Annotated in this window: 12 protein-coding genes; 3 read left to right on the top strand and 9 right to left on the bottom strand. The window is 71.3% G+C overall.

Features of this window, described 5'->3' with window-relative positions; all coding sequences use genetic code 11:
• Positions 1-12: 12 nt before the first annotated feature.
• Genes OG875_RS30505 through OG875_RS30495 form a run of 3 tightly spaced genes read left to right on the top strand, consistent with a single transcriptional unit; the run spans position 13 to position 2,620 of the window.
• Positions 13-1,173, top strand: a complete 1,161-nt coding sequence (locus tag OG875_RS30505) for a hypothetical protein (protein WP_330177466.1) — start codon at positions 13-15, stop codon at positions 1,171-1,173.
• Positions 1,170-1,850, top strand: coding sequence for a DUF1796 family putative cysteine peptidase (locus OG875_RS30500; RefSeq protein WP_330177465.1), 681 nt, complete (start codon positions 1,170-1,172; stop codon positions 1,848-1,850). Before OG875_RS30505 ends, OG875_RS30500 begins: the two co-directional genes overlap by 4 nt.
• Positions 1,847-2,620, top strand: coding sequence for a PIG-L family deacetylase (locus tag OG875_RS30495; RefSeq protein WP_330177464.1), 774 nt, complete (start codon positions 1,847-1,849; stop codon positions 2,618-2,620). Before OG875_RS30500 ends, OG875_RS30495 begins: the two co-directional genes overlap by 4 nt.
• Before the next feature lie 43 nt (positions 2,621-2,663).
• Here OG875_RS30495 and OG875_RS30490 read toward each other — a convergent pair whose 3' ends face one another.
• The 9 genes from OG875_RS30490 to OG875_RS30450 form a co-directional block, all read right to left on the bottom strand.
• Entirely contained in the window at positions 2,664-3,593 is a 930-nt protein-coding gene (locus OG875_RS30490) for an MHYT domain-containing protein (protein ID WP_330177957.1), read from the bottom strand.
• A 204-nt stretch (positions 3,594-3,797) separates the two neighbouring features.
• Positions 3,798-5,489 (bottom strand): glycoside hydrolase family 13 protein, encoded by a 1,692-nt coding sequence (locus tag OG875_RS30485; protein WP_330177463.1) that lies wholly within the window; start codon positions 5,487-5,489, stop codon positions 3,798-3,800.
• Between the two features lie 105 nt (positions 5,490-5,594).
• A complete protein-coding gene (locus OG875_RS30480) occupies positions 5,595-8,165 on the bottom strand; it encodes a CBM35 domain-containing protein (RefSeq protein ID WP_330177462.1) in 2,571 nt (856 codons plus the stop codon).
• A 112-nt stretch (positions 8,166-8,277) separates the two neighbouring features.
• Positions 8,278-9,165 (bottom strand): carbohydrate ABC transporter permease, encoded by an 888-nt coding sequence (locus OG875_RS30475; protein WP_330177461.1) that lies wholly within the window; start codon positions 9,163-9,165, stop codon positions 8,278-8,280.
• Between the two features lie 79 nt (positions 9,166-9,244).
• Positions 9,245-10,207, bottom strand: coding sequence for a carbohydrate ABC transporter permease (locus OG875_RS30470; protein ID WP_330177460.1), 963 nt, complete (start codon positions 10,205-10,207; stop codon positions 9,245-9,247).
• A 1-nt stretch (position 10,208) separates the two neighbouring features.
• Positions 10,209-11,453: an extracellular solute-binding protein gene (locus OG875_RS30465; protein ID WP_443079304.1), complete on the bottom strand. Its 1,245-nt coding sequence runs from the start codon at positions 11,451-11,453 to the stop codon at positions 10,209-10,211.
• Between the two features lie 399 nt (positions 11,454-11,852).
• The gene (locus OG875_RS30460) at positions 11,853-12,902 is read right to left on the bottom strand and encodes a LacI family DNA-binding transcriptional regulator (protein ID WP_330177458.1); all 1,050 of its coding nucleotides are present in this window, start codon (positions 12,900-12,902) and stop codon (positions 11,853-11,855) included.
• A 126-nt stretch (positions 12,903-13,028) separates the two neighbouring features.
• A complete protein-coding gene (locus OG875_RS30455; protein WP_330177457.1) occupies positions 13,029-13,430 on the bottom strand; it encodes a YciI family protein in 402 nt (133 codons plus the stop codon).
• Positions 13,431-13,489: 59 nt separating this feature from the next.
• Entirely contained in the window at positions 13,490-14,170 is a 681-nt protein-coding gene (locus OG875_RS30450) for a TMEM175 family protein (protein ID WP_330177456.1), read from the bottom strand.
• Positions 14,171-14,310 lie beyond the last annotated feature (140 nt).

Raw genomic sequence — 14,310 nt, 5'->3', positions numbered from 1 at the left:
GAGGACCGATCCTTGATCGACATCGTTGTTGTGCTCCGTGCCGAAGACGCCGTTCTCGACTTCCTGTCCGTTCTCGCCGACGGAGAGGCCGCCCTCGTCCTCGCCGATCACGGCCGGACCCTCACGTTCCCGGCGGCCCAGAGCACCGCCGAACGGCTCGCCCGGCTCGCGCCGCACATCCGTCCGGCCGACCGGGGCGCCGTGTCGCCCGGCCCCGGCTCCCTGGCGCGGCTCGTACGCGAGGCGGGCGGCGACCGCGAGGCGCGGATCTGGACGCACTCGCCCGCGGACAACCGGCGCGGCCGGGGCACGGTCGGCCGGGACACGGCGATCGGCTGCGCGGGCCGCGACGTGCGGCACGCCGTGGGCTACTCGCCGTTCCTCCAGGTCGTGAGCGAGATCGACCGCCCCCTGGACCGCGAACGGATCGCCGCCAAGCTCGACTTCGTCAACCGGGAGTGCGAGCACCTGCTGACCGAGCCGTCGCCGGAGTACGTGGTCCAGACCCCCCGTATCCCGGCCACCGAGCGGTTCTTCGCCACCGACCCGGACGAGCGCGAGCGCCTCTTCGCCCTGCTGGCGAGTCTCGACGACGAGGCCGCGTCCGTCACCGACCCGTGGGAGTTCGGCAGCTCCCCGTACGAGAAGGACCGGCTGGACGCCACCGCCGCCTGGGTGCTGGGACATCGGGCCGGGACCGGCGGGCCGCTGGTCGAAGTGGGCGCGTGCGAGGGCGCCCTGACGCACCGTCTGGTGGCGGCGGGCCGCACGGTGCACGCCACCGAGCCCAACCCCGTTTTCCGGAAGCGTCTTTCACAGGCCCTGAGCGGTGCGGAGAACGTACGGGTCCGCGCCGACGACCTCGCGGGGCTCACCGGGCCGGACGGTCCGCGCGCCGGGGCGCATCTGCTCATCGAGATGCTCTACTACGGCCAGGAGCTGTCCCTGCTGGACGAGTTGCCCACCGACCATGTCTTCGTGGCCCTCGAACCGGAGGCCATGGACACCCGGGTGCGGCCCTGGCTGGCCGGGTCCGCGACCTGGCGGGAGGTGGAGAGCGTGCGGCTGGTCCCGCCGCGGGTCGAGACCGTCTGCGCGGGCCGCGCGTATCTCATCAAACGCGGCAGCGACGGCCTCCTGCTGCGGCGCGGCGCGGGCCGAACGGCCCGATGAACGACACGAAGGCGCTCGGGGCCGGGCCGTACGACGTGTGCGTGGGGCTCGGTTACCACTGCGAGTCCACCTATCAGCTCCGGCGGATCACCGGCAACGAGTCGGCGCACTTCTTCGACTGGCTCGACCTCGATGCCGAGGCGGTGATGGAGTGCGTCGCCGACGACTTCGCCGAGGTGCTGCGTCCGGGGCGGGTGGAACCGTTCAGCGACGGTCTCTGCGCCCTCGACCGGGGCACGGACATCCGCTACTTCCACGACTTCCGGCCGTCCGACGGGCACCGTCTCACCCAGGGCGACATCGACGCCCAACTCGACGGCGTCCGAGCCAAGTTCACCGCGCTCGCCGCGCGCTGGCGGGCCCTCGCGGCGTCCCCGGCGCGGGTGCTCTACGTCCATCACGACGCGTTCGACGAGTGCGTCGCGCGGGACCTGGGCCGGCTGCGTCAGGTGCTCGCCACCGCCCACCCCCGTCAGCGGTTCTCGCTGCTGTGGCTGCGCCGTACGCCGCCGCCCGACGCGTCCGCCCTCGCCCCCGGTATCGCCTGGGGGACGGTGGCGGAGGCTCCCGGCCGCTGGGAGGGCGACGACGCCCGGTGGGACGAGGTGTTCCGCGCCGTACCGCTGTCGCCCGATCCTCTCCGGCCCGCTCCGCACCCGAGGAGACACCCCGTATGACACCGCCGCCCCCCGCCACCGTCGTGCTGTCCCCGCACTTCGACGACGCCGCCCTCTCGCTCGGCGGGCTCGTTCCCCGGCTCCCCGGCCCGGTCACGGTCGTGACGGTGTACGGCGGTGAGCCCGCGTCCCACCATCCCGTCTCGTGGTGGGACGGCGTGTGCGGTTTCTCCACGGCGCGCGAGGCGTACCGGGCGCGCCGGGCCGAGGACGCGCGCGCCTGCGCACTCCTCGGGGTCGACAGCGTCGTCCTCGACCACCCCGACGGCCCCTACGGCGACGGGTCCGATCTCACGGCGATCGACGGCTTCCTGGCCGAACTTCCCCGGGAAACCGTGCTGTTGATCCCTCTCGGCACCAATCAGCCGGACCACGAGAAGGTCCGGGACCGGGCGCTGGAGGTGATCGCGAAGCTCGGCCGCGCGCTCCCGCTCGTCTACGCGGACCTCCCCTACACCGGCCACCTCGACGCGTGGGGAACCCCCGGCGTCGACGCCGCGCTCGCCGGCAGTCATCTGTGCGGGCTCGCCTACCAGGACATGACGAGCCGTCATACGCTGCGCCCCGTGCACGACCTCACGCTGTCGGACGACGCGTGGGCGCCGAAGCGTGAGGCGGTCCTCTGCTACGGCTCCCAGCTCGCCCCGCTGGCCGCCGACCACGGCATGCTGCTGGCCCGGAACGGACCGCTGCGGGCCGAGCGGGTCTGGGCGCTGGAGGAGGCGGCCGTCCCCCTCGCCGGGCGTTCCCCGGGCGACGGGGAGGTCTGACGAGGAGGACGGGCGCGCGGGTGGCGCCTGACGGGCGGCCGGGTCACCAGCCGTACGGGCGCGGGGGCTCCTGGCCGGGCACCGGGGCGTCGGCGTCGCGGGTCGCGGTGCCCGCGCCCCGCCAGACCGGCGGGGCGGGCGCGGTGTGCGCGAAGCCCGGCACCACGCCGGCGCCCGGCATCCGGGCCGGCTCCGGGGTCTCGCGCTTCCGGGCGGGGGTGTCGTTCCACTCGCCGTCGCCGAGGACCAGGAGCGGGTCGAACATCACGATGACTCCGGCGACCAGCAGGAAGACCAGCGGTCCCAGCAGCATCGGGAACATGATCGAGGGCAGCGAGGCGCCGACGCCTCCCGGGCCGGTCACGTTGCCGGCGAGGTGCACGCTGACCGCTGCCATACCTGTGTAGTGCATTCCGGTCACGGCGACACCCATGATGACGCTCGCGAGGAGGCTGGGGAAGAAGCCCCGGACGGACACGGCCGCCCACAGCGCGGCGGTGGCCGCGACGACGGCGATCACCACGGAGACCGTCACGATCGTCGTGTCGTACTGGATGCTGCCCGCCAGGCTCATGCCCGCCATGCCGAGGTAGTGCATCGCGGCGACGCCCAGTCCGGTGATGATCCCGGCGGTGATCAGGACGGCCGGGCGGACGCCGAGGTAGCCCACGACGAACACCCCGACGCTGACCACCAGAACCGCCACGACCAGGCTGGCGACCGTGAGCGGGATGTCGTACCTGAGGGGTGCCTCGCGCACCTGGAAGCCCATCATGGCGATGAAGTGCATCGTCCAGATCCCGCAGCCGATGGAGGCCGCCCCGAGGGACAGCCAGCCCGGTCTGAAGGACTGCTCCGCGCGCAGCGACCGGGTGACGCAGCGCAGTCCGAGCGCGCTCCCGAGGCAGGCCATCACGAACGCCGCGACCGGCGTGATGACCCCATAGCTGAAACCGTCGATCGTGCCGTGCATGTACAGCGCCCCCATCTCTCACCACGTATGGAGGTTATGTGTAGAGCCCACATGGCTGGATGACAACCCTCATGACCCAATAAGATCGAACTCCGACGTACAAATACCCCGTATCCGTCGATAGTTGGCTCGCTGTCCCAGCTGGTGGACCCCTGACCACCGGGTCTCCCGGTTCACCGGCCGGGACGGCGGGCCGTCACGTCCTCACGCCGCCGGCGTCCCGGCACCGGGCCCGGCCTCGCCCAGGTCCAGCCAGACGCAGGTGTCGGCCGGCAGCCACCGGCCGCCCGTGTCCCCCGGCAGGGGCCCGCTGCTGAGCAGGACCCGGGCCCCGGCCGGCACCGCGACGGGATCGGCGCCCAGGTTGGCCAGGCAGCGGAAGCCTCCCGGCCGGTCGAAGCAGACCGTGTCCGGGCCCGCGCCGGGCACCGGGCTCAGCGTCTCGGGCAGTCCGGCCAGCCGTTCCCGGCGCAGCGCCAGCGCCTCGCGGTAGAGCGTCAGGAACGAGTCCGGGTCCCCGGTCTGCGCCTCGACCGACAGCGCGACCCAGGCGGCGGGCTGCGGCAGCCAGGGGTCACCGGGGGCACCGTCCGGCGAGAAGCCCAGCGAGGGGCCGCCCGCGGTCCACGGCAGGGGTACGCGGCAGCCGTCCCGGCCCCGGTCGGCGCCCCGCGAGCGGCGGAACGTCGGGTCCTGGATCAGGGCGTCGGGGATGTTCCGCACCTCCGGCAGCCCCAGTTCGTCGCCCTGGTAGACGTACACACCCCCCGGCAGGGCCATCGACATGAGCGCGGCGGCGCGCGCCCGGCGGCGGCCGAGGACGGGGTCGCTCGGGTCGGACAGACGCTTGTCGCCCATGTCGAAGGAGGTGTCCGCACGTCCGTAGCGGGTGACGTGGCGGATGGTGTCGTGGTTGGAGAGCACCCAGGTCGGGGGCGCGCCGACGGGCCGGTGCGCGGCGAGGGTGCCCGCGATGACGTCGCGCAGCGCGCCCGCCTCCCAGGCGCAGCAGAGGAATTCGAAGTTGAAGGCGGAGTGGAGTTCGTCGGGTCGCAGATAGCGGGCGAACTGGTCGGGGGTGGGCAGCCACACCTCGCCGACGAAGGTGCGGTCCCCGTCGTAGCTGTCGAGGATCTTGCGCCAGTCGCGGTAGATCTCGTGGACGTCGTCGCAGTCCTGGTAGGGCAGATCGGTGGGGTCGGGGTGCGGGCCGGCGTCGGGCAGGCCGGGCTTCTTCATGAGGCCGTGGGCGACGTCGATCCGGAAACCGTCCACGCCCCGGTCCAGCCAGAAGCGCAGGATGGACTCGAACTCGGCGCGTACGTCGGGGTGTTCCCAGTTGAGGTCGGGCTGTTCGGGGGCGAACATGTGCAGGTACCAGGGGCCGGGGGTGCCGTCCGCCTCGGTGATCCGGGTCCAGGCGGGGCCGCCGAAGTACGACTGCCAGTCGTTGGGGGGCAGTTCGCCGTCCGGGCCCCGGCCGGGGACGAACCAGAAGCGGTCGCGCGCCGGCGAGCCGGGCCCGTCGGACAGCGCCCGGCGGAACCACGGGTGCTGGTCGGAGCAGTGGTTGGGCACGAGGTCGATGAGGACGCGCAGGCCGTGGGTGTGTGCTTCGGCGATCAGTGACTCGGCGTCGGCGAGTGTGCCGAAGCGGGGGTCGATGTCCCGGTAGTCGGCGACGTCGTAGCCGCCGTCGGCCATCGGTGAGGTGTACCAGGGGGTGAACCAGAGCGCGTCGACGCCGAGCCGGCGCAGGTACGGCAGCCGGTCGCGTACTCCGGCGAGGTCGCCCGTGCCGTCGCCGTCGCCGTCGGCGAAGCTCCGTACGTAGATCTGGTAGATCGCGGCGTGCCGCCACCAGGCGGTGGTGGAGGGGGTGGCGGTGTCGGTCACGGGGGCTCCTCGGGGGGATGGGGTCCGGCCCCGCCGGGTGGGGCGGGACCGGACCGTGGAGGCGTCGCTGCGCCGGGCGATGTGCTGACGGGCCGTACGGGGTCGCTACCAGCCGCTGTTGCCGGTGCCTCGCGTGATGGTGAAGCCGCCGGTGAGGTCGAGTCCGCCGGCCGGTGCGCCGGTGACGGTGACGCCGGAGAACGTGCCGGCTCCGGCGGCGTTGATCTCGATGCCGTGCGTGCCGGAGTTCTGGATCCTGACGTTCCTCAGGGTGAGGTTGCTGACGGTCTTCTGCCAGGAGACGAGAACGCCGCTGTAGGTGCTGTCGATGATGTCGATGTCCTGGACGAGTACGGGCGCCGTGATGTCGGAGGAGTCGGCGTAGATCCACAGGGCGCCGAACTCGCTCTGCCAGTTGGGCTCGTAACCGCCGGTCCGTTGCAGGGTGTTGCGCTGGACGGAGGTGGTGCCGCTGAACGGCACCGGGGCGAAGCGGCTGCTGACGGCGATGCCGGCCGATCCGGTGACGGTGTCGGCGAACACGTTGTCCTCGACGCGGTTGGCGTCGCCGCCGTAGATTCCCACGCCGTTGGCGAGCAGGGGCACTTGGACGGTGTTGAAGCGGTAGCCGCTGTTGCGGACGGCCTGGGCCTCGGAGAACATCGCGAGTCCGTCGTCGCCGGTGTTGCGTACGCTGGTGTTCCACACCTCGGTGTTGGCGGTGCCCTTGTGCAGGTTGATGCCGTCGGCGAAGGTGTCGCGGATGCGCAGGCCGCTCACGTACAGGCCGTCGGTGGGGGCGTCGATCCACAGACCGACCTTGGTGTGCTGGATCCAGATGTTCTGGATGGTCGATCCGGTGCCGAAGTCGCCCTCGATGGCGGCGTGGAAGTTGGCGTCGTCCCGGTAGGAGACGTCACCGGAGATCGTCAGGTCCTGGACGGTGTTGGTGCCGCCGCGGCCGAAGAGGCCGCCCTTGCCGTCCTTGCCGCGCAGGACGGTGTGCCACTCCCCCGCGCCGCGCAGGGCGATGCCGGTGAGGTTCACATGGCCGGAGATGTTGTAGGTGCCGGCGGGCAGCCACAGGCCGGTGCCCTGCGACTTGGCCGTGCCGACGGCCGAGTTGAGGGCGGCGGTGTCGTCGCCGCCGTCGTTCGGGGTGACGCCGAGGGTGGTCGCGGAGACGAAGCCGGTGGACGGCATGGCGGCGGCGCCCGGCGCGGTCTCGGTCTCCAGCAGGTCCAGGGTGTACCGGGCGGCGGTGTCGCCGGAGTCCTTCTGGAACTTCAGGACGGTGCCGGCGGGGAAGCTGCCGAGGGTGGTGCGGGTCTCGTCGAAGAAGTGGTGCGCGGAGCCCTGCGAGGGGTCGTTGTTGTACGGGTAGCCGCCGTACACCCAGGCGTACTTGGACGACAGGTCGAGGTCTTTGACCTGGGTCCCGTTCGCGTAGACGCTGAGGGTCGCGGACGTTCCGGTGCCCGCCGCGTTGTCCGGGATCGAGTAGCGCAGGGTCAGCGCGTTCGCGGGCTGGGTGAGGGTGAACTGCACGTACTCGCCGGTGCTGTCGAGGACGACGGCCTTCCGGCCGGACGCCTCGGAGGGGACGCTGAGGAAGGTGCGGTCGGGGCCGATGGTGGAGGCGTTGGTGCTGCCGCTCTCCGCCTCGTACTGGGTGTACGGGACGGTGGCGCCCCGGCGGGCCCCCGCGGCGGCTCCGGTCACGGTGACGCCGTCGAGCTGGAAGTCGCCGGCGTCGCCGGTCTCGGTGCGCAGGGTGAGGGTGTTGAGGGAGGCCCGCAGCGGTACGTCGGTGGTGGCCGTGCGCCACTGGCCACCGGTGGCGGGCAGGGTGACCCGGCGGATCTTCGTGCCGTTGGCGGTCAGGCTCGTGCTCGCCGCCGCCGTGCCGGGGGTGCGGTAGCGGACGGCGAGCGGGTAGGTGCGGGCGGCGGGCGCGTCGACCGGGAAGACCGCGCGCGCCCCGGCCCGGGTGAAGCCGGTGAGGTAGCCGCTTCCGCCGTAGCCGGAGGCGGAGTTGGCCGTGGCGGGGCCACCGGAGGTGTACGCGTTCTCGGCGTCCTGGGCGGGGGCGTCGGCGGGAGGTTCGGTGGGGGCGTCCGGGGTGGTGGCCCGGAAGTTGTCGAGGTTGACGTTGCCGCTGTCGGTGGTGGTGAAGGTGAGGGCGACGGTGTTGGCGCCCTGCCGGTAGGAGACCGGTTCGTCGCGGGTGGTCCAGGTGGACCAGTTCGCGGTGGCGGGGAGGCTGATCTGGCGGACCTTGGCGCCGTTGACGTACAGGCTCAGCGTCATGGGGGCGGTGGTGCCGTTCGCGTAACGGATCGTCAGCGACCCGTCGCCGGCGACGGCCGAGGAGACGGTGAAGGAGGTGGAGGCGCGGCCCTTGTTGCCGTCGGTGTAGCCGCCGACGAAGCCGGAGCCGGTGTATCCGGGGTGCTCGGTGGAGCGTACGGCCCCGCCGGACAGGGTGCCCGACTCGGCCTCGACGGTGGAGGTGCCGAGGGCGGCGGCGGGTGCGGCGGACCGGGGCGCGGCGGCGGGCGCGGCGGGTGCCGCCGCCGCTCCGGGTGCCTGGGTCAGGGGGACGAGCAGGGCGAGGAGGAGTGCGGTGACGGCGGATCGGGCGGCTCTCGAACGCGCTGGGTGTACGGGTGTCACTGCGGTCTGTCCTTCCGGGATGAGCACCGATGGGGCGGTGGGGTGCCGTGGGGGACTGCCGTGACGACGGCTGTCGTCACGGAGCGGGTGGGGGGTGCCGGCCGGACAGGGCTCAGCCCTTGAGGCTGCCCGCGGTGAGTCCGGCGATGATGTGGCGCTGGAAGATCAGGAAGAGGACGAGCAGCGGGACGCTGGCCATGACCATGCCCGCGAGCAGCTGGTTGGCCGGCATGAACTCGGACAGCCGGTTGAGTGCGACCGTGATGGGCTGCCGGGCGGGATCGGGCAGGACGAGCATCGGCCAGAGGAAGTCCTTCCAGACGCCGACGATCGCGAAGATGGACACCACGGCCAGTACGGGCCGGGACAGCGGCAGCACCACGGAGACGAGGACGCGCAGCGGTCCGGCGCCGTCGATGCGGGCGGAGTCGATCAGTTCGGCCGGGATCTGGTCGAAGAACCGTTTGAGGATGAAGATGTTGAAGGCGTTGGCGGCGGCGGGCAGCCAGATCGCCCAGGGGGTGTTGATCAGGTTGATGTGGAGGAGGGGGAGGTCCACGACGGTGAGGTAGGTCGGCACGAGCAGGGCGGAGACCGGCAGCATGAGGGTGGCCAGCATCATGCCGAGGATCACGTTGCCGAGCAGGGGCCGCAGTTTGGACAGCGCGTACGCGGTGCTGACGGCGACCAGGAGCTGGCACAGCCAGGCGCCGGCGGCCAGCACGAGCGTGTTGAGGAAGTGCCTGCCGAGCCCGACGTTGGTCCAGGCGCCGGTGTACGACTCCGGGTGCCAGGTTCGCGGCAGCAGGGTGATGTCGGGGTCGACCAGCTCGGCCGACGACTTGAGGGCGCCGGTCGCCATCCAGTAGAGCGGGAAGACGAAGGCGAGCGTGAAGCCGATCAGCGTCATGGTCAGCACGAACCGGTAGAGGAGCCGGCTGGTGCCCCGGGTCATCTCGGTGGGGGCGATCAGGGTGCGTACGGGGGTGTCGGCGGCCATGTCGGTGCCTCGCGGTCCTCTCGGGTGCTCGCTCTGGTCCCGCTCGTGCGGGTCGTTCGGGCGATGCCGCCGGGCGCCGTCAGTCGGTGCTCCGGGTCAGCCGCAGGTAGCAGGCGGCGAAGCTGCCCAGGACCCCGAAGAGCAGCAGACTCATGGCGCTGGCCAGGCCGAAGTCGTTGTAGACGAACGCGTAGCGGAAGAGCAGCAGGAGAACGGTGACGGTGGCGTCGTCGGGGCCGCCGCCGGTGAGGATGTACGGCTCGACGAAGACCTGCATGGTGCCGATGATCTGGAGGAGCAGCGTGATCATCAGGATGAACCGCATCTGCGGGAGGGTCACGTGCCACAGCCGCCGCCGGATCGACGCGCCGTCCAGCTCGGCGGCCTCGTACAGATCACCGGGTATCGAGCCGAGCGCGGCCAGATAGATGAGCGTGGTGGTGCCCATGTTGGCCCAGGTGGACACCAGGACCAGGGAGATCATCGAGAGGTTCTCGGACTCCAGCCACTGCTGGGCGGGCAGCTGGAATATCTCCAGGGTGTTGTTGAAGAGTCCGGGGCCGGGGTCGTAGAACCAGCGCCACAGCAGCATCGTGACGATGGGCGGCAGCATCACCGGCAGATAGACCGTCATTCTCAAGTAGCCACGTCCGTGGCGGAGTTCGCCGAGGATCACCGCCGTGGCGAAGGGGGCGGCGAAGCCGAGGACGAGGGCGAGCAGGGTGAACCGGCCGGTGTTGCGCCAGGCCGTCGCGAAGAGCGGGTCGTCGAAGAGGCGGCGGAAGTTGTCGAGGCCGACCCAGGTGGCGGGTTCCGCGAAGTTCACCTGCTGGAAGGCGAGGAGCCCGCCGCGGACGATGGGGTACCAGGAGAACACCGCGAAGCAGAGCACACCGGCGGTCAGGAAGAGGTACGCGGTGAGGTTCTCCCGTACGCGCCGGCGCGGACGGTCCGGGCGGGCCGGTCCGGGGGCGGGTACGGGGGGCGGGGCCCGGTGCGGGGCCTCGGGCGCGGGGGTCGGGGTGGAGGTCCGGAGTGCCATGTCACTCGACCGTGGCGAGCAGGGCGTCGACCTTCTTCGCCGCGTCGCCGAGCAGCCGGTCGAGGTCGGCGTCCTTCTTGGTCAGCACGGACTGCATGACGCCGTCGAGGACGGTGTATATCTGCTGGGCGTTGGGCGGCTCGACCTTCTGCTCCAGCTGCCCGTTGCGCGCCATGAAGGGGGCGAAGTTCTTCTGCGGGACGTTGGCGTGCTTCGCGTGGACCGTGTCGACCTTCGTCTGGACCTCGTCGGTGTAGAGCCGGTCGAGGGGCAGGCCGATCGGGACGTCCTGGTCACCGATGCGCTTGTCGTTGAACTCCGTCCGGTCCGGGTTCAGATACTTCCACTGGACCCAGCGGACACCGGCCTCGAGCTGTTCGGGCGACGCCTTGGGGTTGAACATGAAGCCGTTGCCGCCGCCGAGGGTCGCGGACCCGGGCATGGCGGCGACGCCGTAGTCCTCGTACGCGCGCTCGAACTGCTTGACGATGGTGGGGACGTTGTCCGGTCCGGCCATGTACATCCCGAGCTTGCCCGAGCCCATCATCTTCTGGACGTCGGCGATCTCCAGGAGCTGGCGGGTGCCCATGCTGCCGTCGGTCCAGCGCATGTCGTGGAGCATCCGCAGCGCGTCGCGGCCGGCCCGGTCGTCGAACGCGGCCTTCCACCGGTCGCCGTCCTTGACCGCGATGTCACCGCCCATGGAGTAGACCCAGGAGGTGAAGTGCCAGCCGCCCTGGTTGTTCTTGCTGTAGTCGGCGTAACCGACCGTGCCGTCGCCGAGCGCGCTGATCTTCTTCGCGGCCGTCCGCACCTCGTCCCAGGTGGTGGGCGGGGTGTCGGGGTCGAGTCCCGCCCGCTCGAACAGCGCGCGGTTGTAGACGAGGCCCAGTGAGTACTGGCCGTTCGGCAGACCGTAGATCTTGCCGTCCTGTCCCTTGAAGACGTCCTGGAACTCGGGGCGGATGTCCGCCAGGTACGGCACGTCCTTGAGGTACCGCGTGATGTCGGCGCCCTGGCGGCGCTGGATCAGCCCGGCCGGGTCGGTGAAGTAGACGTAGTAGACGTCCTCCAGCTGACCGCCCGCCAGTTTCGCCGCGAAGGTCTTGGGATCCATCTGGCCCTCGTGGGGCTCGATCCTGATCTTCGGGTGGGCCTTCTCGAACGCCTTGACGTCCTCCTCGAAGATCTTCCGGTCCACCGGCTGTGTCGTGGGCGGCATGTCGTTGACGCTGATGGTGACCACGCCGTCCTTGCCGACGCCCGACGGCTGCGACGGGCCCCCGCAGGCGACCGGACCGAGCATCAGCGCCACGGCCAGTGCCGGGCCGAGCGCGCGGCGTCGTGCGATGCCATCCATGTCCATGGGGATCCCATGCCTTCCTGGCGCAGACTGCAAATGGTTTGCGTGACTTGCAGGGACTCGGCCGCTGCGTCGTCTCGTCGGCGCCGACAGTAAAAGTGGGATATGCAAAAAGTCAATGAGCGTGCGCAAAAACTAAATTCAGCGCCCGGGTCGTCTCGGAGGCCGCGGGTGACACTCCGTCATCGGAGACCCGGCGGACGAACGCGGACCGGCTCGGCCGGGAACGCAGGGAGGGGGTCCGGCCGACGGCCGGACCCCCTCCCGTACGGACGCCTCCCGTCAGGCGTCCACCGCGCGTCGGCGCCGCGCGGCGGGCGGCGGAGGCGCCGTTGAGCTGCGCACGATCAGCTCGGTGTCGAACATCATCGTCTCGCCCTCCGTCGCGTGCCCCTTCATCTGCGAGACCAGGGAGGCGATCACGGCGGCGGCCATCGCCTGCACGGGCTGACGCGCCGTCGTCAGCGGCGGGTCGGTCGCCACCATGTACAGAGAGTCGTCGAACCCGACGACCGAGAGGTCCTCGGGGACCCGCAGTCCCTGCCGCCGCGCGGCGCGAATGGCGCCAAGTGCCAGTGCGTCGCTTGCGCAGACCACGGCGGTCGCCCCGTACGCCAGGAGCCGGGGCAGCGCGGTGGCGCCGCCCTCCATCGAGAAGAGCCCGTGGGCGACCAGCCGGCGCCGGTCCTCCGCCGGACCGGTCCCCGCGCCCGCCCGCTGCGCGCAGAACGCCTGGTAGCCGGCGAGCTTGCGGGCCGAGGGGACGTGTCCGACGGGGCCGAGGATCATGCCGATCCGCTCGTGTCCGAGCGAGGAGAGATGGCCGAGCACCTGTTGGGCGGAGGCCGAGTCGTCGATGGAGACCTGGGCGACGCCGGGATTCTCGTCCGCCGCGTTGAGCAGCACGATCGGTATCCGGCGTTCGCGCAGCGCGCGCCCGTGCTCGGGGCCGGCGTCCGCGTAACTGGCCCCGACGAAGATGATCCCGCCGACGTTCTGCTTGAGGATCATGTCGATGTAGTGGGCCTCGGAGACACCGTCGGCGGTGCGGGTGCACAGGACCGGGATGAGGCCGCGCTTGTTCAGAAGTCCCGCCAGAGCCTCCACGAAGGCGGGGAAGATCGGATTCTGCAGATCGGGGACCACGAGTCCGACGAGGGCGGCCCGTTCCCGCTGCATGCCGCGCGGTCGCTCGAAGCCGCAGACGTCCATCGCCGTCAGCACGGCGTCGCGGGTCGCCGGTGCCACGTCGGTCGCCCCGTTGAGCACCCGGCGGGCCGTCGTCTCGCTGACGCCGGCGAACTCGGCCACCTGAGAGAGTCTTTTCTTCACGCCACCAACCTACCAACCCGGTGCGCAAGAAATGAAGATCGGTTACGCAATTTTCCGACACCGATCTCGGTGGAGGGTCGGGCTCCCGGGCGATCGGGTCGGCGGCCCGTCGGCCCCGTCCCCTCGTCACAGGTCGCCCGCGTGGTCGGTCATCACCTGCCGTACCTCGACCGGTCGCTGGGTCGGCACCCCGCCGGGGCCGGGCACCGCCGAGATCCGCGCGGCGATCTCCAGCGCGCGGGCCTCGGACACGACGTCCACGATGTTGAAGCCCGCGAGGAATCCCGTGGTCTCCGGGTAGGGCCCCTCGGTCACCAGGGGCGTCGCGCCACCGTCCGACCGTACGGTTGTGGCGAGTTGGGGATCGGCGAGCGCGGTGAACCGCATCATCTCGCCGGTCTCGGTCAGCTCCCTGGTCAGCTCCGCGTAGTACGCGAAGTGGGCGGCCGTGTCGGCGGGCTCCCACCGGTCCATGGGCTCGTCGAAGACGCCGCTGTCGTGGTTGACCATGAGCATGAACTTCGGCACGGGGCTCTCCTCCGTCTCGGCTGCCCGCCCAGTGTGGCGGCCCGACCCGCGAGTCACGGTCAACTCCGCCTTCGTCTGTGCGCGCGCCCTCCCCGCAGGCGGCGAAAGGCGAAGGAGACGGCGGCGCTCAGTGCCAGGAGGGCGATCAGTGCCTCCGGTCCCTCGCCGGGGAAGACGTAGCCCGCCGGGACCGCCAGCACGAAGGCGGTCAGGTCGAACCAGAGCTCGCGTCGCGGGGGCCTGCCCGCCTCCCCGGCCGGAGGGTCGACACGGTCGACCACGTGCCGGATCACCAGGAGTGTCCCGGCCGCGAGGACGTTCACCCCGGCGTACGCGGCGACGGCGATCCCCGCCCCGTACGAGCCGAGGACGTTGGAGACGAACGGCAGGACGCTGATCGTCAGCAGCAGGAACAGCGTCAGCCGTACGAGAACCGGCGGGCTGACGCGGACCGACCGCATCTCCTCGCGGTGACGGCGCCAGTAGCTCGCGATCGCGTAGAAGCTGACCAGGAACGACAGATAGCGCGGTTCCAGATCGGCGAGTGCCCGCCGCAGCGTGGCGTCGTCGGGGCTCGCGCCGAGGTCGGGCACCTTCAGATCGAGGGCGAGCAGCGTCATGGCGATGGCGAACACGGCGTCGCACAGGGCGAACAGACGCATGACGTCCCGTTCGTCACGGTCCTCTTCGGTCAGGCTCTTCCTGGCGGAGGGCCGGCCGGGGTTCCGGTGCTCCGCCATCGCGTGCCCCCTGCCTGAAGCCGGTCGGTGACGCCGGGTGGTGCGGCGGGCCCGGCGAAGTGGATCATCGGCTTCAGTCTCCCCCGGAGGGCGGCGCGGGCCGGGGACCCGCGCCGCCGCGCGCGGGTGGACCGTGCGCG

The organism is Streptomyces sp. NBC_01498, from assembly GCF_036327775.1.
Taxonomy (GTDB): domain Bacteria; phylum Actinomycetota; class Actinomycetes; order Streptomycetales; family Streptomycetaceae; genus Streptomyces.
This window is presented reverse-complemented; position numbering and strand designations above follow the sequence as displayed.

Excerpts from the sequence above, each read along its gene's own strand:
- OG875_RS30500 (WP_330177465.1), top strand. The coding sequence starts at position 1,170 with ATGAACGACACGAAGGCGCTCGGGGCCGGGCCGTACGACGTGTGCGTG.
- OG875_RS30495 (WP_330177464.1), top strand. The coding sequence starts at position 1,847 with ATGACACCGCCGCCCCCCGCCACCGTCGTGCTGTCCCCGCACTTCGAC.
- OG875_RS30490 (WP_330177957.1), bottom strand. The coding sequence starts at position 3,593 with ATGCACGGCACGATCGACGGTTTCAGCTATGGGGTCATCACGCCGGTC.
- OG875_RS30475 (WP_330177461.1), bottom strand. The coding sequence starts at position 9,165 with ATGGCCGCCGACACCCCCGTACGCACCCTGATCGCCCCCACCGAGATG.
- OG875_RS30470 (WP_330177460.1), bottom strand. The coding sequence starts at position 10,207 with ATGGCACTCCGGACCTCCACCCCGACCCCCGCGCCCGAGGCCCCGCAC.
- OG875_RS30450 (WP_330177456.1), bottom strand. The coding sequence starts at position 14,170 with ATGGCGGAGCACCGGAACCCCGGCCGGCCCTCCGCCAGGAAGAGCCTG.